This is a genomic window from Gordonia insulae (assembly GCF_003855095.1).
Classification (GTDB): Bacteria; Actinomycetota; Actinomycetes; order Mycobacteriales; family Mycobacteriaceae; genus Gordonia; species Gordonia insulae.
In genome coordinates, this window is sequence record NZ_CP033972.1 from 3,906,965 (window position 1) to 3,926,920 (window position 19,956).

Below are 19,956 nucleotides of genomic sequence, written 5' to 3' on the forward strand. Positions count from 1 at the left end.
GTCCGACCCGATGATCCGGCGGTCGACGCAGGCCGGTAGGTTCAGGGTCTATGTATGTGAGCGAACTGGGTGAACAGTGGCGTCGTGCTCGCCTCCGCCCGGAGATCGTCCACCTCGATTCGGCGGCCGCGGGGCGGTCGTCTAACGCCGTGATCGGCAGCATCTCTGCACACCTCTGGCGTGAGACCGAACGCGGTTCCTATGTCGCCGCCGAGGATCGGGCAGACGAGATCGCCCGGGACAAACGGGATCTGGCATCGTTGATCGGCCATACCGCCGACGAACTCGCCTTCCGGGAGAGTGCTCGTGCGGCCCTGCGTGCGCTGCTCACCTACTGGAACCTGCCGATGTCGACGACGGTGTGGGTCGCCAAGAACGAGTTCGGACCCAATCTCGTCGAGTTCGAGCGACGCGGCTACGCGGTGCGTCCGCTACCCGACGCCGACCTCGCCGGCCACGTCGACACCGACGCCCTGGAGAACATGCTGCAGTTCGAGCAGCCCGATTTCATCCACGTCTGCCACGTCGGTTCGGCGTCGGGAGTGGTGCAACCGGTCACCCGGATCGTCGAGATCGCCCACGCCGCGGCTGTACCCGTGGTGATCGACATGGCCCAGTCGGCGGGACACACGCCGACCGTGACGGGCGCCGACGTCGTCTACGGGACGAGCCGTAAATGGCTGACCGGCCCGCGCGGAGTGGGATTCGTCGCGGTCCGATCCGACGCGTTGCGACCCGTCGAGGTGGAGAGCTCCGAGGCGTTCGTGGCCGGTCGGCTCGGACTCGGCGTCGCCGTCTCCGAACTGCTGGCCATCGGTCAGCAGCGGGTGTTCCGGGAACTGGCGGCGATCGGCCGCTACACGCGCGAGCGTCTGGACGGGATCGGCAGCTGGGAGGTGCTCGAGCCGATCGACGAGCCGTCCGCCATCACCACCCTCGCGCCGCCACCCGGCTGGCAGACCGCCGACGTCGCGGCCGCCCGCGACAAGCTCTTCTCCCTGGGCATCCTGGTGACGGCCGCGGACTCCTGGCGCGCGCCGCTGGCCACGGAACAGTCGGTGCTGCGCGTCAGCCCGCACCTCGACGTCGAGCGCGAGGACCTCGACCGGCTCGCCGACGCGTTGCGGACGATGGGGTACTGAGTCGATGTCGACCGGAGCCCCGGTCCCAAGGTGGTCACCCCACCGGTTGTAAGGGATGTGCTGATTCGAGGTCGTCGGCCGCCATCAACACCGCGGCGGGTTTGCGGTGCTTGGTGATCATGATGATGTCGTGGGTGGTCTCGGCGCTGTCGATGAGCGCGGAGAGCTTGTCCTTGGCCTCGCCAAGTGGCACCGTCGTCATACTCTTTCAGTCTCGCCACGAAAGTAGCCGACAACTAGCCATACCTTTAGCCCTTTGCAACCGAGGTCGAACCCCCGGCGTCGAGGATCTCGCTCAGCCGCCCAGCTTCTTGTCCACGATCTCCTGCACCGCGTCCCGCGCCAGGTCGGCGTCCGCGTCGACCAGTCCGATACGGGTCCGTCGGTGCAGGATGTCGTCCGCGGTGAGCGCCCCCTCGTGCGACACCGCGAACTCCACCTCCGCTCGCGTGACGTCGAGCTGACCGGCGATCGGCTCCAGCGGCCGGTCCAGCTGGGCGGTCGCCACGACTTTCCTTGCCTCCGAACCGAATCGGCGGACCATCGATGCGGGTAGCTCGGTGTTGCGGGGCATGCCGGCGGCGCCGATCAACGGCGTCGTGGTCGTGATACACGCACCGGCGGTCAGTCCACCGGCGGCGACGGCGGCGTCGACGGCGTCCTGCGCCATCCGACGGTAGGTGGTGAGTTTGCCGCCGATCACGCCGACGAGCGTCCGGTCGGTGACGCTGACCCGGTGTCGGCGTGAGACGTCGGCGAGATCACCTGTGCCGGTGCCGCTCTCGGGACCGCCCTGGTCGATCAGTGGCCGCAGTCCGGCGAAGGTGCCGATGACGTCGGCGCGGGAAATCGGTTGCTGCAGAGCAGGGTTGATCGCGTCGATGAGGAAGTCGATCTCGTCGTCGGATGGCTGCGGGACGTCCGGTACGGGCCCGGGGGCGTCGACATCGGTGAGGCCCACGTAGACCCGACCGAGTTGCTCCGGCAGGGCGAACACGAACCGGGAGATCGATCCGGCCACGGGCACGGTGAGTGCGCCGACGGGATCGCCGAACGTCGCGGCGTCGACGACGAGGTGGGTGCCCCGGCTGGGCCGCAGCCGGACCGACGGATCCACGTCGCCGGCCCACACGCCGGTCGCGTTCACGACGGTGCGCGCAGCGACGTCGAAGCTCTGCCCGCTGCGCGTATCCGTCAGGCGCGCACCGCTTCCGGTGACCTGGTCGGCGCGGGTGTAGGTATGGATGCCGGCCCCGAACACGGCGGCCGTCCGCGCCACCGCGACGACGAGCCGCGCGTCGTCGACGAGCTGGCCGTCGGTACTGGCGAGGCCACCGCGCAGTCCGCCCCGCGACGTCGCCGGACACAATTCCAGCGTCTCGCCGATCGAGAGACGCGCGGGCCCGGGCAGCACCGACGACGGCGTCCGCGCCGCACGCCGTAGCAGGTCACCGGCTCGGAAGCCGGTGGCGATCAGCGCGGACGAGCGCCGCGAACCGAGGTCGGGCACCACCTGGCGCAGTGGGCGGATCAGGTGCGGGGCGATCCCGGTCATCAGGTGATGTCGCTCGACGGCACTCTCGTACGCGATCGGCAGATGCCCACCGGCGAGGTAGCGAAGCCCGCCGTGCACGAGCTTGCTACTCCACCGTGATGTGCCGAAGGCGAGGTCGTTCGCCTCCACCAGTGCCACCCGCAGGCCACGGGTCGCCGCGTCGAGGGCGACGCCCACCCCGGTGATGCCACCACCGATCACCAGCACGTCGAGCGGCTCGGCCGACTCCGCGAGAGCGGCGAGTCCGGCCTCGCGATGTCGGGCGTCGAGTGTGCTCATCGGGTCGCCCCCATCAGGTCGCAGTGGGGAGATCGTCGGGACGTCGCAGGTACGCGGAGAGCGCATAGTGCAACTCACGACTCCACTCGTCCCCGAGGATGGATTCGACCAGCGCCCGCGACTGGATCGCCGACTGCGTGATGAGCAGGACCATCGACGCCATCTTGTCCGGGTCGCCGTCGCGCACCTGGCCGCGTTCCTGCCCCCGGCCGATCGAGTCGGCCAGGATGTCCAGCACGCCCTGCTGACTGGTGCCGAGGCGGTCGAAGACGTAGGGCATCATGAATTCGCGCTGTTCCCGCCACAGGGCGGCGACGAGTTCGTCGTCACGCAGCGCCGCGACGACCCGGACCACCAGGTCGATCGTGGCGTCGAAATCGGCGGTCCGCAGGGGCGTGACGTCGGTGACCGCGGCGACGACGCTCATGACTTCGCGGGTGAGCAACGCGCGCAGTATCTCGGACATGTCCGGCCAGCGCCGGTAGACGGTCGGGCGGCTGACGCCTGCCTCGCGCGCGACCTCGGCGACGGTCACCTTGCGGCCGTCCTTGCGGATCAGGCAGTTACGGGCGGCGTCGAGTACCTGGTCGGCGATGTCCTCTTTACAGATTGACATGATATGTAACACTGTAACCCATGGGATCCCCGCCCGGCTCCACCCCGGATGACCACCGGGTTCGCCATGTGACGATTCTGGCCAACCCCCATTCGCGACACGGCGCCGGCCGGGCGGTCGCCGATCAGGCCGTGACCGAGTTCTCCGCCCGCGGGATCGATGTGGAGCTCGTCATCGGCCGCGACGCCGAGGATGCCGCCGAGAAGGCGGGCAAAGCGGCCGTCAGCGACACCGACGCCATCGCCGTGGTGGGTGGGGACGGCAGCATCCGGCTGGCCGTCGAGGCGATGTCCGGTACGGACACCCCGCTCGGCATCATCCCGGCCGGCTCCGGCAACGACACCGCCCGCAATCTCCACATCCCGCTCGACGACGTCGCGGCGGCGGTCGAGGTGATCGCGAGGGGGCGGACCCGGGCCGTCGACCTGGGCCGCGTCACGTTCCCGGACGGTCGCAGCGCGCTCTTCGCCACAGTCGCGGCCACCGGTTTCGACGCGTCGGTGACCGCTCGCGCGATCCGGATGTCGTGGCCCAAGGGCCAGGCCCGCTACACCATCGCCGCCGCGCTCGAACTGATCGGGCTGCGCTCTCGGCACTATCACGTGCGGGTCGACGACACCGAACTCGACGCCGACCTCGTCTTCGCCGCCATCGGCAACACCACGTCCTACGGCGGAGGCATGCAGATCACCCCGACGGCGTCGATGACCGACGGGCTGCTGGACCTCACCGTCGCGACCCGACCGAAGCGATTCGCCCGGCTCACCGTCGCGCGGGTGTTCCCGAAGGTGTTCACCGGTCAGCACGTCGAGCACCCCGTGGTGCGCACGATGCGCGGCCGGGAGGTCGAATTGTATTGCGATCCAACGGCTCTGGTGTCCATCGACGGCGACATCATCGGTGAGCTGCCGGCGGTCTTCGAAGCGGTGCCGGGGTCGGCGAGGGTGTTCGCGCCTTCGGTGTGAGCGTTGTGATCGGCTGTACCGCGGGTGATCTCGATACGTTCCTCCGCTGGCGCTCCGGAACTACTCGATCAGCGGGGGGTGCGTTCCAGTTCGGAACTACTCGATCAGCGGGGGGTGCGTTCCAGTTCGGAACTACTCGATCAGCGGGGGGTGCGTTCCAGCTCGGAATAACTCGATCAGCGGGGATGCGCTCCGGGGGGACTCTGACTGCTCGATCAGCGGGTGAGGCTCAGCCCTGCTGCGCCGCCCACCACTCCCGCAGGGCCTCGACGGCTTCCTCGTGGGACAGCGGACCGCGGTCCAGACGCAGTTCCTTGAGGAAGCGCCAGGCCTGACCCACCTTGGGACCCGGGGGCAGGCCGAGCAACTCCATGATCGCGTTGCCGTCGAGGTCGGGGCGCACGCGGTCGAGATCCTCGGCCGCCTGCAGAGCCGCGATCCGCGACTCGAGGTGGTCGTAGTTCTCCTGCAGCCGACGCGCGCGCCGCTTGTTGCGGGTCGTGCAGTCGGCACGCACCAGTTTGTTCAGTCGATCCAGCAGCGGTCCGGCGTCGGTGACGTACCGGCGGACGGCCGAATCGGTCCAGGCGCCGTCACCGTAACCGTGGAACCGCAAGTGCAGGAACACCAATTGGGCCACGTCGTCGACGACGGCCTTCGGATACTTCAGTGCGCGCATCCGCCTGCGGACCATCTTGGCGCCGACGACCTCGTGGTGATGGAAGCTGACTCCCCCGCCGGGTTCGTGTCGTCGGGTGGCGGGCTTGCCGATGTCATGCAGGAGGGCAGCCCAGCGCAGGACGAGATCGGGGTCGCCGTCCTCGAGGTCCATCGCCTGCTTGAGCACGGTCAGCGAGTGCTGATAGACGTCCTTGTGCTGGTGGTGTTCGTCGATGGTCAGCTTCATGCCGGGCACCTCGGGCAGGACGCGCTCGGCCAGCCCGGTATCGACCATCAGGTCGATCGCTTCGAGCGGATGCTCCCCGAGGATGAGTTTGTCGAGCTCGGCATGGACCCGCTCGGCGGTGATGCGTTCGATCTGCTCGGACATCTCCGTGATCGCGTCGAAGACCCGCGGGGCGACTCGGAACCCGAGCTGGGAGACGAACCGGGCGGCCCGCAGCATCCGGAGCGGGTCGTCGTTGAACGACTCCTGTGGTGTCGCCGGGGTGTCCAGGACGCCCGCGAGCAACGCGGTCATCCCGTCGAGCGGATCGCAGAACTCGGCCGGACCTTCGGCGGTGATCCGGACCGCCATCGCATTGACGGTGAAGTCACGACGCACCAGGTCGGCGTCGAGTGATTCGCCGAAGACGACCTCGGGATTGCGGCCGACCCGGTCGTACGCGTCGGACCGGTAGGTGGTGATCTCCACGAAGTGGTCGCCCTTGCGCCCGCTGACCGTGCCGAACTCGATGCCGGTGTCCCAGACCGCGTCGGCCCAGGCGTTCATGAGAGCGGCCACCTGCTCGGGCCGGGCGTCGGTGGTGAAGTCGAGGTCATTGCCCAGTCGACCGAGCACCGCATCCCGCACCGAGCCGCCGACCAGGAACAACTCGTGGCCTGCGGTGGCGAACACCGCACCGAGCGGCACCAGCACATCGGCGAGGCCCCGCAACGTCACGGCCGCCGACGCCAACAGGCGCGTGCGGCGTTCGGGGTCTGTCACGGCATGCCAGCCTACCGCCGCGGCATCGGCCGACCACAAATCATGCGACTGCCATGGATCGCCGCGGCGTGACCGCCACACCGCCCACGGCCCATCCAGGCAAACGCCAGGTGACCAACGGCTAGCATCGAGAGCGTGTCCGCCGATCCGTCCACCGACCCCTCTGACGTCTCTTCCGACGTCACGGCGGGTGGGCGCGGCCCCGGCGACTCCGCTCATCCGCCGTCGGTGAGCCGATCCGACGGCGGAACGGGACGTCGGGTGACCCCGGGCGACCTCGCCCGCGCGAACACCGCGACCACGGACGACGCCGCCGGCGGGCAAAGTCGTCGCGGTCGTCGGGGACGACGTCGACGTGGCCGACGACCGTCCCATCCGGCGCCGGCGACCGCCGACGCAGCGGACGGCGCCCCCGAACAGACACCGATCGCCCGGCCCGTCGAGCGTCGCGACGCCCCCAAACCGGGCCCGCCGCCGAAGCGGCCGGTGGACCCGGAGCGCATCCCCGAGCGCCTGACCGAGCGTGACGGGGACGACCTGCAGCCCACCCATACCCGGGTGTCGCCGCCGAAGCCGTCCGATCTGGTCGCGGTCACCGCCAAGATCACCAAGACGGGCCTCACCCATGCGGTCGGCGGGGACGGCACACCCAGCGGGGGCAAGAACAAGAGCCGTCGACGCAACGCGCACCGACCCGATCGGGCCGGCGACGAACGCCTGCGCACCGTCCGCGAGACGTCGGCGGGTGGCCTGGTGATCTCCGACCTCGATCTCCCGGTCGACGAACTCGCTGCCGCGCTGATCGGCCGCATGGACCGTCGTGGTCGAATGATGTGGTCATTGCCCAAGGGCCACATCGAGACCGGCGAGACCGCCGAACAGACCGCGATCCGCGAGGTCGCCGAGGAGACCGGCATCAACGGCACCGTGGTGGCGCCGCTGGGCAAGATCGACTACTGGTTCGTCAGCGAGGGTCGTCGCATCCACAAGACGGTGCACCACTATCTCCTGCGCAGCATCGGCGGCGAGCTCTCCGACGCCGACTACGAGGTGAGCGAGGTGGCCTGGGTGCCGCTCCGCGAACTGCCCCGCAAGCTCACGTACTCTGACGAGCGGCGACTGGCCCGGATGGCCCGCGGCGTCATCGCCGATCTCGCCGCCGACCCGAACAGGTTGGCCCAGTCCGAGGCCGAGAGCATTCGCACCGAACCCAACGCCTATGAGAGAGCCGCAGCCGCACGCAACCAGCGCCGTAACGAACCGCCGGCACCGGCGCGGTCTCGTCGGCGCCGGCGGCGGCCTCGTCGTCCGTCGGCCGGCGATGCCTGACGGCCGGGTGATCAGGCTTCAGGCGAAACTCCGACGATCCGCACACCTGTGTGCCGTGATCCTCGTCGTCCTGGCGGTCTCGATCTTGTCGGCACCGGTGCTGTCCGCGCCGACGGCGTCCGCGGCACCGGATTCGGCGGACGCGTCGACGACCGCGGACGGCGAGGTGCCCGCCGAGTTCCTGCGACTCTCCATCAACACGGTGACGCCGTCGATGGTCACCAGCAGCGGAGCCGCGGTGGTCACGGTCAGTGCCCGGATCGAGAACATCGGCGACCGGATGCTGCGCGATCTGTCCGTTCGCCTCGAACGCGGTGATGCGGTCTCCGACGCCGCCGGCCTCCGCAGCAGCCTCGCCGTCGACCCGGTGCCGGTCAGCGTCGCGACCCCGTTCCGTCCCATCACCGGTGAGCTCGCACCCGGCTCGGCGGTGTCGTTCACCATCAGTGCGCCGCTGTCGAGCGGCGAGGGCCTCGACATCGAACGGACAGGGGTCTTCCCGCTGAATCTCAACGTGAACGGCCTGCCCGACTACGGCGACCGGGCGAAACTCGCCCAGTCACGCACGCTGCTGCCCGTCCTGTCCCTACCGCCCGATCGCGCCCGCGCCGCCGAGTACGTCGATCCCAGTGGCGACGCCGGTGAGACGGGACCGGAGAACACCGATCTCGGTGCGGACGGATCGGTGTCCGCGAATCTGTCCAGCCCCACCCCGTTGACGATGCTCTGGCCACTGGCCGCACCACCACAGCTGACCCCCGGGGTGCTCGGCGGCAACACCGAGACGGTCCGCCTCGTCGGCGACGACCTCGCCCGCTCCCTGGCCCCCGGCGGGCGACTCAACGTGCTCCTCGCCGCGGCCAGATCCGTGGCGGGCGACGCCGAATCCTCCGGCGACCAGACCGACGGGGAGTCCGCGACACCCGGCTCGCAACCCGCGACGAGCGGCAACGGTGCGGCACAGCCGACCGAGACGTCCCCACCCGCCTCCGGCGAATCCCCGGCACCCGCAGCCCGGACGCCGTCGAAGCTCGAGCAGAGCATGTGTCTCGCCGTCGATCCCGATCTGCTGGTCACGGTCCGGGCCATGTCCCTGGGCTACGTGGTGTCAGACGACCCGTTGGATCCGTCCTCGCCGACGACACCCGGTACCGGCCAGCCCGCGGCCCTGCAGTGGCTGACCGACCTGCGTGAGCTCGCCGCGCAGATGTGCGTCGTCGCGCTGCCCTTCGCGCAGGCGGATCTGACGTCGCTGGCCCGCATCGGCAACAGCGGACTCACCGCCGCCGCGCTCAGTACCCCGGCCGACATCGTCGACGCCGTCCTGGGCGTCCGCAGCGTCCGCGGGATCACCATCCCGGCCCTCGGCGCGATCGACGCCGCGGGTGCGGGTGTGATGTCGTCGGCGTCCCTGAACAAGGCTGTGACCTCGACGAACAGTGTGGCGCCGGCCCGCACCGACGCCGCAGGCCGCTATCGGATCGGCGATCTGCGACTGCAGACCGCCGAAGCCCCGGTCACCGACGCACTCGCCGGTATCGGCGATGCCCCCGCGACCACCCCGCTCACCCCTGCCGACCAGAAGGTCTCCTTCGACGGCGAGTCGGCGGCCGCTCGTCGACAGGCCGCGGCGGCGGCCCTGGCCTACCCGGCCATCGCCGCCCCCGCGACACCGACGGCGGGCACCGCCCGGCCACCCCTGCCGGTCCCCGGACGCAGTTCGTTCGTCGTGCCGCCGACCTACTGGGCACCGTCGACCGACGACGCCAACGCGCTCTTCACCACCGCCACCCTGCTCCTGGAGTCCGGGGCGGCCACGCCCGCGGCACTGCCGGACGTCGTCCGCGACCTCGACGACGTCTCCGCACCGGCCCGATTCGCCGCGCCACCCGGTGTCGGGTCGCTCGCCTCACTCGGACTCGCCGTCACCGACCCGGTGGCCACGCGCATCCGCGACCAGTCCGAGCTGTCGTTCCAGCTCCAGGCGTCGCTGATGCGCTCGGTCGACGTCGCCGCCACGCCGGAGCGCTACATGGCGCCGCTCCGGGAGGATCAGCTGCGCGCCATCCGGACCCCCGACCGTGCATCGCCCGATCTCCGCGCGGAGATGCGGGAACAGCGCGCGGCCCGCGTCACCGCCGTCGGCTCCACCCTGCAGCGGATGCGCAACTCGGTCACCGTGCTCGACCCGGGCGGGCGGTACACGCTCGCCTCAGAGCGCAGTCCCCTGCTGCTCGTCGTCCGCAACGATCTGTCGCTCCCGATCCGTGTCCGGATGAACGTCATCGCACCAGAGGAGCTCGACGTCGGCGATCTCGGTGTCATCGAGATCCCCGCCCGCGGGACACGGCAGATCCAGTTGCCCACGCGTGCCGAGACGTCCGAGGCGATCACGGTGACGATCGGGATGTCGACGTCGAGCGGAATCTCGCTCGGCTCGCCGATCCGCCTGTCGGTGCACGCGAACGCCTACGGCAAGCCGCTGTTCTGGATCACCATCGTGGCCGGGATCGTGCTGGTACTGCTGGTCGCGCGGCGTCTGTGGCACCGGTTTCGGGGCGAACCCGACCCCGCCGACGAGGACCGACCCGACCCCGATGAGCACGATCGGATCCTGGCCGGCAGCACCTATCAGCAACGTCGCCGTACCCTGCATCAGGAGAACCTGCCGCCGCCCGCGACGCCGGGCACGACCGACCGAGAAAGGCCATGACCGACCAGGGACCACGCGAGCCGCGACGCGCCGCCCCCCGCCGGATTCCGCCGGGCGGGCCGGGGCGAGCGCAACGACCGGGCAGTACACCGGCCGGTGACCCGCGCCAACGCCCGGGCGGGACGCTGCCGCCGCTGTCCGGGCCGGTCGCCGATCAGCCGCCGATCGCCGGACGATCGGTCCCGCCGCCGCGGTACATCGCGCCTCGGCCACCCGGCCCACCACCCGCGACTCCCCCGACGTCGGGACCCGGCGACGCGGATCGTCCACGATCCCGACCGGCGCCCGCCCGCGGCACCCTCACCGAATCCCCGACGGCCCGACGCGCCGACGACCAGGGTGACGACGACTCGTCCACCGGACTCGCGCGCGACTCCGACTCGAGCATCCTCAAGACCAGTGGCTCGATCGCCCTGGCGACCCTGACCAGCCGCATCACCGGCTTCGTGCGCACCGTGCTGGTGCTGGCGATGCTCGGACCCGCGATCGCATCGGCGTTCCAGGCCGCGTACGTACTACCGAGCATGATCGCCGAGGTCGTCCTGGGCGCCGTGCTCACCGCGATCGTGATCCCGGTGCTGGTCCGCGCCGAGGCCGAGGATGCCGACGGTGGCCGCGGCTTCATCAACCGGATCTTCACCCTCGCGGTCGTCACCCTGAGCACGGCGACGGTGATCGCGATGATCGCGGCACCGTTGCTCACGTTCCTCAATGTCGGCGACGGTGACGTCAACCGGTCCCTCACCACCGCCCTGGCCTACCTGCTGTTACCGGAGATCCTCTTCTACGGCCTGTCCGCGCTGTTCATCGCGATCCTGAACATGAAGGGTTTCTTCAAGCCCGGCGCGTGGGCTCCCGTGCTGAACAACATCGTGCAGATCACCACGTTGGTGCTGTACGCCCTGATGCCCGGTGAGATCACCCTCAACCCGGTCCGCATGTCCGATCCGCAGCTCCTGGTGCTGGGCATCGGCACCACGCTCGGCGTCGTCATGCAGGCGGGCGTTCTCCTCCCCTGGCTCAAGCGCGCCGGTGTCCACCTCGCCTGGCAGTGGGGTCTGGATGCCCGGCTGCGCCTGTTCGGCAACATGGCGCTCGCGATCATCACCTACGTGGCGATCCTGCAGGTCGGCATGATCATCACCTACCGCATCGCCGCGCACGCCGACGCGTCGGGCATCTCCGTCTACGCCACCCACTGGCAGTTGCTGCAGCTCCCCTACGGCGTGCTGGGCGTGACGATCCTGACCGCGATCATGCCCCGGCTGTCGCGCCACGCGGCCGCCGACGACGACCGCGCCGTCGTCGATGATCTCTCCCTGGCCACCCGACTGACGATGGTCGCGCTGGTGCCCGTCGTCGCGTTCATGACCTTCTTCGGCCCGGCCATCGGCCTCGCGGTGTTCAACTTCGGCAAGTTCGACGCCGACGTCGCCTCGCAGCTGGGCTCGGTGCTCGCGTGGGGCGCGTTCACGATCATCCCCTACGCGATGACGCTGGTTCAGCTGCGCGTCTTCTACGCCCGGCAGGATGCCTGGACCCCGACGGCCATGGTCCTCGGCATCACCACGGTGAAGGTCGCCTCGTCCTATCTGGGACCGGTGCTGTTCGACGATCCGCACATGGTGGTCCGCTGGCTCGCGCTGTCGAACGGACTCGGGTACCTCGTCGGGGCGATCGTCGGTCACTACCTCCTCCGGCGCCGCCTGCACGACGCGAAACTGACCGATGTGACCCGCACCACGGTGGTGACGATCGGCGTCTCGATCGGCGTCACGGCGGTCGTCTGGGCGGTCGCGAATCTCTCCGGACTGCACCGGATGACGAGCGAGGCCGGCAAGCTGGGGTCGATCGCCTACCTGTTCCTCACCGCGGTGGTCGTGCTCGGCGTCACCTACGCCGGCCTCGCCGCGGCCCGTGTCCCCGACGTCGTGTCCATCGGGATGTCGGTGCGGCGCATGCTCGGTCGGTTCATTCCCGCCCTGGCGCCGCCGGCCGGTTCGGTAACGGAATCGACACCGACCATCACGGTTCAGTTTCCGCGGGTCACTGCCGACGAATCGCTCCCGTACTCTGGTCAAGTACAGGTGCTCCGGCGATTCGACCGGGGCACAGCCACATGGCAGTCGTACTCGGTGCACAGCGGTGGAGCCGCGCGCCTACGCGATGGCGGCGAGGCCCGGATTCAGACGCCCCGCGACATGCGCTACCGCAGGAGAGGAGCTCGGCGCGTGAGTGACAGTGAGATCGGTACCACCCAGGACACCGAGATCATCCCGGACACTCCGACCCCCGACGTCGGTGCGGTCACCGTCGAGGACCGGGAGACGTCGCCGGCCGGCGATGCCCCGGCCCCCGAGCAGAACAGTGCCGACCAGAGCCATCCCGAGTCGAGCGGTGCCGAAAAGGACTCGGGCACAGACACTCCCGACACGGTCAGGACCGCCACGCCGCCCGCCCGCCCGCGCGGTCCGCGGTTGGTGCCCGGTGCCGCGGTCGCCGGCGGTCGCTATCGATTGCTCGACCATCACGGCGGGAGCCGCGGTCTACAGTTCTGGCGCGCGCTCGACATCAACCTCGACCGTGAGGTCGCGCTGACCTTCGTCGACGCCGATCAACTCGCGCCGCCGCCGCAACGTGGCGAGGCCGCCAAGGTCACCGACGAAGGTCCCCAGGCCGTTCTGTCCCGCACGCTGCGGCTCGGCCAGATCTCGTCGTCCGGTGTCGCGCGGGTCCTCGACGTCGTGCGCGGTTCCTCCGGTGGAATCGTCGTGAGCGAATGGGTGCCCGGATCGTCGCTGTCGGAGGTGGCGCGTTCGCAGCCCTCCCCGATCGGTGCCGCCCGCGCCGTCCGCGCGCTCGCCGCCGCCGCCGAGGCGACCCATCGATCCGGCGGCGCCCTGTCGATCGACCATCCCGACCGCATCCGGATCAGCACCGACGGCAACGCGGTCCTCGCGTTCCCCGGCACGCTGGCCGGCGATGACAAATCGTCCGATGTCCGGGGACTCGGTGCGGTGCTCTACGCCCTGCTGCTCGCCCGGTGGCCACTCGATCCGGAGAACGGCTCCGACCTGGTGACGACCGACGACACCACCGACCTCGTCGGCGGGTTGCCCATCGCCGAACCCGACGCCGACGGCAATCCCGTCGAGCCACGCAAGGCGCGCGCCGAGACCCCGTTCGAGATCTCCGCCGTCGCCGCCCGGGCGCTCGACGGCAGCCGCGGGATCCGCACCGCGGGCACCGTGCAGCACGTCCTCGATCAGGCCACCGTGATCGATCTGAACACCGACATGCTGCCGGCGATCCAGACCGACGAACCGCCGTTCGCGGTGTCGACGCCCACCGACCGCGGCGCGGGTGCGGGCCAGACAGAGCAGCCGGCGCGACGCAACCTCGCCCTCCTCATCGGCGCCGGGCTGCTGACCCTGTTCATCGTGGTGGCCCTGGTGGTGTGGGCGACCAATCTGTTCGGTTCCGACGGCGACTCCTCCGACATCGACTCCATCCTGACCACGACGTCGGCGCCCCCGTCCCCGACCGCTGCCGGCGCACCGCCGCCTCCGGCAGCACCCGCACCGATACCCCTGCAGAACGTGACACTGGTCGACTACTCGACGCAGCCGCCGGACAGTGCGACGAACCTGGGGAACGTGATCAGTGGTGCCGCGCCGCCCTGGCGTACCGACACCTACCGCGGATCCGCCGACTTCGGCGGCCTGAAGGACGGCCTCGGGTTGATGTTCAACCTCGGTGGGGCGAAGACGGTGAAGACCGTGACCATCGCGACACCGACTCCTGGCTTCACCGTGCAGATCCGGACGGCGACGTCGGCGCGCCCGACCTGGGCGGACACCAGGGAGGTGGTCGCGGGGACCGTCGCGCAGCCGACGACCACGCTCACGATCCCGAACCCGCAGTCGTCGCCCTACCTGATGGTCTGGCTGACGTCGCTGCCGCAGGCACCCAACGGCTACCAGGCGCAGATCGGCCAGATATCGATGGCCGGCTGACTCTCGGATTTCGGTCACCGGCACTCGAATCCCCACTTGGCTGCCGGCATCGTGCTCGGAGCAGGTAGACATACTCGTGTGCTCGTCCGCCGCCGCTCCGCCGAGAGCCCACCCGTCGTCGACGATCGTCTACCCCGATCGACGGTCGCGCGGTACGCGATCGGATCCGTCGGCACCGCCGGCTTCGCGACCCTGCCCGGCCTCGTCCTGGTCTACTACCTGACGGACACGCTGGGTGTGGCCGCCGCGGCGGCCGGCGCGATTGTCGCCGTGGCAAAGATCTGGGATGTGCTGATCGATCCGTTGATCGGCGCGGCCAGCGACCGGGCGGCACGAATCCGCGGGACCCGACGCCCCACCATGGTGATCGGTGCCGCCGCCCTGCCGATCTTCTTCGCCCTGACCTTCGCCGTACCCGCCGGTCTCGCGACCCCTGTCGAGGCGATCTGGGTGGCCGTGGCCTTCCTGCTCGCCGCCCCCGCATTCAGCCTCTTTCAGGTGCCCTACATCGCGTTGCCCGCCGAACTCACCGGGCAGTACGACGAACGCACCCGCCTGCTCACGGCGCGCGTCGTGGTGCTGACCGTCGGAATCCTCGCGTTCGGCGCGGGCGGTCCCGCACTTCGTGAGCTCGGTGGTTCACCTCGCGTGGGCTATCTGATCATGGGTGTGGTCGCGGCCGCGGTCATCGGGGCGAGCCTGCTCGTGGCGACCCGGGCCGCGGTCGGTCGACCCGAGGTGGCCCCGGCCCCGGCGGCCGAGGCGTCGACGTCGCCGGGGGAGTCGTACCGATCCGCGATCGCCGTCCTGCGCCGCAGCCGGCCACTTCGGCTCTTGTTGGGCGCGTTCCTGTTACAGGGTCTGGCGACCGGACTCATGCTGGCCGACGGCCAGTACGTCGCCACGTGGGTCCTCGACGACGAGGCCGCCGTCTCCTACCTGTTCGTCGCCCTCATCGCGCCCGCCGTCGTGTTCGCCCCGATCTGGGGCGCCGTCGCCCGGCGAATCGGGAAGGAGGCCGGTTTCGCCACGGCCACCGTCATCTTCGCGCTGGCCACCGCGTCGCTGCTGGGGCTGCACTGGGCACCCGGATGGTGGGTCTATCCGGTGATCGGGGTGGCCGGCGCGGCCTACGCCGGCATGCAATCGCTGCCCATGGCGATGGTCCCCGACGTCATCTCGCACGACGAGCGCCGTCACGGAGCCGGGTCCGCCGGCGTCATCGGCGGGGTGTGGACCGCGGGTGAGACGACCGGCATGGCGCTGGGCGCCGTCCTTCTGACCGTGTTGCTGACCCTCGGTGGATACGCATCGTCGGATGCCGACGCCGCCGTGACCCAGCCGTCCGGCGCGCTGTGGGCGATGGTCATCGGATTCAGCGCGGTGCCGACCGTGCTGGCGCTGGCCAGCCTGGCCCTTGTGCTCCGATATCCGTTGCGGCGCAGCGATATCGACAATCATGCCGCGACACCGACCACTACCGAGGGGGAATCTGATCGTGGTTGACCAGCGCTCCGCCGACATCCTGCGCCGACTCACGGAACTGACGGCCGACGATGCGCCCACACACGGCGGGCGCGTCCTGTCCTATGTCTATGACTCCGGCCTCGCCGAACTCGACGAACTGGCACGGGCCGCGGCCGGTTCGGTGCAGGCGATCAACGGCCTCGATCCGACGGCATTCCCCTCGGTGGCCCGGATGGAGGCCGACGTCATCGAGTTCGCCGCCGGACTCGTGCACGGCTCCGCCCGCGAACAGCCGATTGTCGGGCTGGTCACCAGCGGCGGAACCGAGAGTTGCCTGCTCGCCGTCAAGTCCGCGCGGGACCGGTGGCGTTCGCGCGGGTCGTCCGGCACCCCGACCATCGTCGCGCCGGTGACGGTGCACGCCGCATTCCAGAAGGCGGCACATTATTTCGGTCTGGATCTCGACCTCGTCCCGGTCGACCGGCACGGCGTCGTCGCGGTACCGGACGTCGTGGCGCGGCTCGACGACCACACGGCGCTCGTCGTGGTGTCGGCGCCGTGTTACCCGTTCGCCGTGCTGGACCCGATCGTCGAGATCGCCGCGGCAGCCGCCGCGCGCGACATCGACTGTCACGTGGACGCGTGCATCGGCGGCTGGGTGCTGCCGTTCTGGACACAGCTTCGTGCCGATGCGGTGGGGGAGGGGACCGAAGTGCGGAACTCCTTGGCGCCATGGGATTTCCGCGTCCGCGGTGTCACGAGCATCTCGCTGGACGCGCACAAGTACGGCTTCGCGCCGAAGGGTGCGTCGGTACTGCTGTTCGCCGACCGCGACGCCAAGCGGGCCGCGTCGTTCGCGACGACGCGCTGGCCCGGCTATCCGGTGGTGAACCCGACGATGTTGGGTAGCCGTTCCGCGATGTCGCTGGCTGCGGCATGGGCGGTGATCGCCTACCTCGGCACCGATGGTTTCGCCGCCCTCACGGTGCGCTCGCGCGAGGCCACTCTGCGACTGCGGGAATGCATCTCCGGCATCCCCGGCTTGTGCGTGGTCGGGGACCCGGTCGGTCCACTGTTCGCGGTTGCCTCGGATAGTTCGGTGCCACAGCAGGATCGGGTGGATCCACACGTCTGGGCGGATGCCGTCCGTGCGCTCGGGTGGGTCCTTCAGCCGCAGCCCGGTCTTCGACAGTCCGACGGCCCGGACCTGCCACGGACCACCCATTTCACGGTGACCCCGGTGACCGGCAACGAGATCGACGCCCTGACAGATGCATTGGCGACCGCTGCCGATCAGGTGCGGGGCATCCCGCCCGTCGATCTCGGCGAGTTGTCCGGCGCACTACCGCAACTCGCCGTCGACGACGGTGCCGACGCCGCGACGGCAGGTGCCATCCTGGCCGATCTCGGTCTGGGCGGCGACGACGCGGGCCCGGCGTTGCCGGATCAGCTCGCGCCGGTGATGGCGCTGCTCGACGTCGTGCCGCACGGTCGGTCGGAGTCGCTGCTGACCGAACTGCTCGCCCGGCTCAACGAACGCTGATCGTCTCGACGGACCTCGTCCCGCGGCGTCCACCCCGGTGGTCCGACGAGGAATCCGAGGCGGTCGCGGAGACTTCGGGCAGACCGCACATCCCGCGCGATCGAGACGTACTCGTGGGTCTGAAGACGCCAGATGTTGTACGTGTCCACCGGTTTCGTGAGGCCGTAGGTCGGCCGGTGGGTCTCCGGCGCGAACGAGCCGAACATCCGGTCCCAGATGATGAAGGTGCCGCCGTAGTTGCGATCGAGATATTCGCTGTCGCTGCCATGGTGCACCCGGTGATGGGACGGCGTGTTGAACACGAATTCGATCGGGGCCCAGAGCCTCTCGACGTGTTCGGTGTGAATCCAGAACTGGTAGACCAGATTCAGCGAGTACACGCCGAACACCACGGCCGGCGGCACCCCCAGCAGCGGGAGGGGCAGCCACATGACGATCCCCGCGCTGTTGTTCCATTTCTGCCGGAGCGCGGTGGTGAAGTTGAAGTACTCGCTGGAGTGGTGGGCCTGATGTGTGGCCCAGACCAGTCGTACGCGATGCGCGATGCGGTGCTCCCAGTAGAAGAGGAAGTCGAGCGCGACGAACGCGATCACCCACGTGTACCAGGCGCCGGTCGGCAACTGCCACGGCGCGACATAGGCGAAGATGGCCGAGTACGCCAGCAGCGCCAGGGACTTCCAACCCGCGCTGGTCGCGATGGACACCACGCCCATCAGCAGGCTGGCCCGCGAATCACGCGTGTTGTACGACCCGGGAGCGGCGGGTGTGCGCGTCGCACGCTCCGACGGGCGATCCACCTCGGTGTGCTCGAGTTTCCACGCCGCCACCCATTCGAGCGTCAGCATCAGCACGAAGAACGGGATCGCGAGCACGGTCGGCTCGCGCATGGCCTCGGGGAGGACGTCGAGCATGGCGGGTACTCCTGAACGCTCTGGATATCTGTCCGGCGGCATCTGACACGAATACATGTCAGATATCCGACGTCTGACACGATAGCGTGTCAGATACAGTCGTGTAAAGCGTTCGCGCCACTGACCTGCACCGATCATCACCCACCACGAGGAGGCACCCCGCGATGACCACATCCGAGGGTCGCCGCTATGCCGGCGCGGACGCAGACGAGCGACGAGAGCGTCGCCGGGCTGAGCTCGTCGGAGCCGGCCTGGAGGTGTTCGGTTCCGAGGGATTCGCGGGCATATCGATCAAGCGACTCTGCGAGCACGCCGGATTGACGCAGCGCTACTTCTACGAGTCCTTCGCCGACCGGACCGCGCTGCTGGCCGCGGTCTACGACGACTGCGTCGCCTTCGCCCGATCCGCAACCGTGTCCGCCGCCGCCGAGTTCGTGGCCGACCGCGAATCCGACGGGGTCGCGGCCACGGACGCGCCGGCCGTTGCGCGCGCCGCCCTCGGCGCCTTCGTGCGCACCCTGGCCGACCACCCGCGTCGGGCGCGGGTCATGCTCGTCGAGGTCGTCGGCGTCAGTCCGCAACTGGAACGGTTGCGGCTCAACGCCATCCACGGTTGGGCCGATCTGATCCTGACGCTGGCGCTGGGGGAGCGGAGCCCCGACCGGACACAGCGCCTGGCGGCGATCGGTCTCGTCGGTGCGGTGACCCAGCTGTTGGTGGACTGGTACACGAGCACGACAGGGGAGTTCGCCGCCGACGAGCCGACGCCGGAGGTGGGCCGGATCGAGTCCGCGTCCGCAACGGCCGCGAGCGGTCCGGACCTCTTCGAACTCGATGCGATCCTCGATGTGTGCGTTGAGCTCTTCGTCGCCGCCTACGAGAGTCTGCTCGACTGAATCGACCGTCTCCTCCGGAGCCATCCACAAGCCGGGCGTTGTCCCCAGAATTGTGGACAACGCGCAGGTCAGTGGCGCAGTGACCCCGCAGGTCCATTAACCTTGCGCCCATGACTCGGGGGAGCGTCGACGCGCGCAGCGACGAAGACCTCCTCCGCGCGCACGTCCGGGGCGATCCGGTCGCCTTCGGGACTCTCATCGAGCGCCATCACACCTATCTCTGGTCGCTGGCGTGCCGGACCAGCGCCAACGCCGACGACGCGGCTGATGCACTGCAGGATGCGCTGCTCAATGCCCATCGGATGGCGGATCGGTTCCGATCGGATGCCAAGGTCACGAGCTGGCTGCACCGAATCGTTGTGAACGCCTGCCTCGACCGCATCCGCCGCAACCGCGTACGCGTGACCGTACCCATTCCGGAGTACGACGTGCTGCCGCTGGCCGACGAGCGCGATCAGATGGCCGCGGTGGATCTGTCGATGTCGATCGGGAAGGCGCTGGACACCCTGCCGCCGGACCAGCGCGCGGCAGTTGTCGCGGTGGATCTGGAAGGCTATTCGGTCAGTGAGGCGGCGGAACGTCTCGGGGTTCCGCCCGGCACCATCAAGAGCCGCTGCTCTCGAGGCCGGGTGCGGTTGGCCCAGGTTCTGGGCCACCTTCGCGACTCTTGATCGGCGCGCGGCGTGACGTCGGCGAGAATCGATCCCGATCCGATGGAACCGGACCGCGGACCGCTGCGTCCTAACAAGTGACGATCACACCGTTCGTGGTCGCCACCGACAGTGCAGACCAGACCGAATACCAGTCGTACGCCGAGCTCGATCCAGACCACCGTGGATCCCGGTCGGGGGGACA

At 69.6% G+C, this 19,956-nt stretch carries 13 protein-coding genes and 1 pseudogene; 9 read left to right on the top strand and 5 right to left on the bottom strand.

What is annotated here, in order from left to right; all coding sequences use genetic code 11:
* Window positions 1-50: 50 nt before the first annotated feature.
* Entirely contained in the window at window positions 51-1,142 is a 1,092-nt protein-coding gene (locus D7316_RS17770) for an aminotransferase class V-fold PLP-dependent enzyme (RefSeq protein ID WP_124709432.1), read from the top strand.
* Between the two features lie 55 nt (window positions 1,143-1,197).
* On the opposite strand, the pseudogene D7316_RS17775 reads toward D7316_RS17770, so the two are convergent.
* From D7316_RS17775 to D7316_RS17785, 3 genes and pseudogenes are all read right to left on the bottom strand, one after another.
* Window positions 1,198-1,344 (bottom strand): annotated as a pseudogene (locus D7316_RS17775) (type II toxin-antitoxin system Phd/YefM family antitoxin); the annotation flags it as partial.
* A gap of 93 nt (window positions 1,345-1,437) precedes the next feature.
* Complete coding sequence (locus D7316_RS17780; RefSeq protein ID WP_124709433.1) at window positions 1,438-2,976, bottom strand: glycerol-3-phosphate dehydrogenase/oxidase; 1,539 nt, start codon at window positions 2,974-2,976, stop codon at window positions 1,438-1,440.
* A 13-nt stretch (window positions 2,977-2,989) separates the two neighbouring features.
* Window positions 2,990-3,592: a TetR/AcrR family transcriptional regulator gene (locus D7316_RS17785; RefSeq protein WP_124709434.1), complete on the bottom strand. Its 603-nt coding sequence runs from the start codon at window positions 3,590-3,592 to the stop codon at window positions 2,990-2,992.
* Between the two features lie 20 nt (window positions 3,593-3,612).
* On the opposite strand from D7316_RS17785, the gene D7316_RS17790 reads away from it, so the two are divergent.
* Window positions 3,613-4,557, top strand: coding sequence for a diacylglycerol kinase (locus tag D7316_RS17790; RefSeq protein WP_124709435.1), 945 nt, complete (start codon window positions 3,613-3,615; stop codon window positions 4,555-4,557).
* A gap of 229 nt (window positions 4,558-4,786) precedes the next feature.
* Here D7316_RS17790 and D7316_RS17795 read toward each other — a convergent pair whose 3' ends face one another.
* Complete coding sequence (locus D7316_RS17795) at window positions 4,787-6,226, bottom strand: CCA tRNA nucleotidyltransferase (RefSeq protein WP_124709436.1); 1,440 nt, start codon at window positions 6,224-6,226, stop codon at window positions 4,787-4,789.
* Window positions 6,227-6,361: 135 nt separating this feature from the next.
* Between D7316_RS17795 and D7316_RS17800 the strand changes: the two genes are divergently transcribed.
* From D7316_RS17800 to D7316_RS17820, 5 genes are all read left to right on the top strand, one after another.
* Window positions 6,362-7,555 (top strand): NUDIX hydrolase, encoded by a 1,194-nt coding sequence (locus D7316_RS17800; protein WP_124709437.1) that lies wholly within the window; start codon window positions 6,362-6,364, stop codon window positions 7,553-7,555.
* Between the two features lie 55 nt (window positions 7,556-7,610).
* A complete protein-coding gene (locus tag D7316_RS17805; protein WP_124709438.1) occupies window positions 7,611-10,268 on the top strand; it encodes a DUF6049 family protein in 2,658 nt (885 codons plus the stop codon).
* Window positions 10,265-14,284, top strand: coding sequence for a murein biosynthesis integral membrane protein MurJ (locus D7316_RS17810; RefSeq protein ID WP_124709439.1), 4,020 nt, complete (start codon window positions 10,265-10,267; stop codon window positions 14,282-14,284). The genes D7316_RS17805 and D7316_RS17810 overlap by 4 nt, the downstream gene beginning before the upstream one ends.
* 78 nt (window positions 14,285-14,362) lie before the next feature.
* A complete protein-coding gene (locus tag D7316_RS17815; protein ID WP_124709440.1) occupies window positions 14,363-15,790 on the top strand; it encodes an MFS transporter in 1,428 nt (475 codons plus the stop codon).
* A complete protein-coding gene (locus tag D7316_RS17820) occupies window positions 15,744-17,294 on the top strand; it encodes a pyridoxal phosphate-dependent decarboxylase family protein (RefSeq protein WP_124709441.1) in 1,551 nt (516 codons plus the stop codon). The genes D7316_RS17815 and D7316_RS17820 overlap by 47 nt, the downstream gene beginning before the upstream one ends.
* Here the strand turns inward: D7316_RS17820 and D7316_RS17825 are convergent.
* Window positions 17,198-18,205 (bottom strand): sterol desaturase family protein, encoded by a 1,008-nt coding sequence (locus D7316_RS17825; RefSeq protein WP_124709442.1) that lies wholly within the window; start codon window positions 18,203-18,205, stop codon window positions 17,198-17,200. The genes D7316_RS17820 and D7316_RS17825 overlap by 97 nt on opposite strands.
* Before the next feature lie 164 nt (window positions 18,206-18,369).
* On the opposite strand from D7316_RS17825, the gene D7316_RS17830 reads away from it, so the two are divergent.
* Together D7316_RS17830 and sigM are read left to right on the top strand one after the other, a co-directional pair.
* On the top strand, window positions 18,370-19,101 hold the full coding sequence (locus D7316_RS17830; protein WP_124709443.1) for a TetR/AcrR family transcriptional regulator: 732 nt from the start codon (window positions 18,370-18,372) through the stop codon (window positions 19,099-19,101).
* A gap of 110 nt (window positions 19,102-19,211) precedes the next feature.
* Complete coding sequence (gene sigM, locus D7316_RS17835; RefSeq protein WP_124709444.1) at window positions 19,212-19,772, top strand: RNA polymerase sigma factor SigM; 561 nt, start codon at window positions 19,212-19,214, stop codon at window positions 19,770-19,772.
* Window positions 19,773-19,956: the final 184 nt, after the last annotated feature.

Excerpts from the sequence above, each read along its gene's own strand:
- D7316_RS17770 (WP_124709432.1), top strand. The coding sequence starts at position 51 with ATGTATGTGAGCGAACTGGGTGAACAGTGGCGTCGTGCTCGCCTCCGC.
- D7316_RS17780 (WP_124709433.1), bottom strand. The coding sequence starts at position 2,976 with ATGAGCACACTCGACGCCCGACATCGCGAGGCCGGACTCGCCGCTCTC.
- D7316_RS17785 (WP_124709434.1), bottom strand. The coding sequence starts at position 3,592 with ATGTCAATCTGTAAAGAGGACATCGCCGACCAGGTACTCGACGCCGCC.
- D7316_RS17790 (WP_124709435.1), top strand. The coding sequence starts at position 3,613 with ATGGGATCCCCGCCCGGCTCCACCCCGGATGACCACCGGGTTCGCCAT.
- D7316_RS17810 (WP_124709439.1), top strand. The coding sequence starts at position 10,265 with ATGACCGACCAGGGACCACGCGAGCCGCGACGCGCCGCCCCCCGCCGG.
- D7316_RS17820 (WP_124709441.1), top strand. The coding sequence starts at position 15,744 with ATGCCGCGACACCGACCACTACCGAGGGGGAATCTGATCGTGGTTGAC.
- D7316_RS17825 (WP_124709442.1), bottom strand. The coding sequence starts at position 18,205 with ATGCTCGACGTCCTCCCCGAGGCCATGCGCGAGCCGACCGTGCTCGCG.
- D7316_RS17830 (WP_124709443.1), top strand. The coding sequence starts at position 18,370 with ATGACCACATCCGAGGGTCGCCGCTATGCCGGCGCGGACGCAGACGAG.
- sigM (WP_124709444.1), top strand. The coding sequence starts at position 19,212 with ATGACTCGGGGGAGCGTCGACGCGCGCAGCGACGAAGACCTCCTCCGC.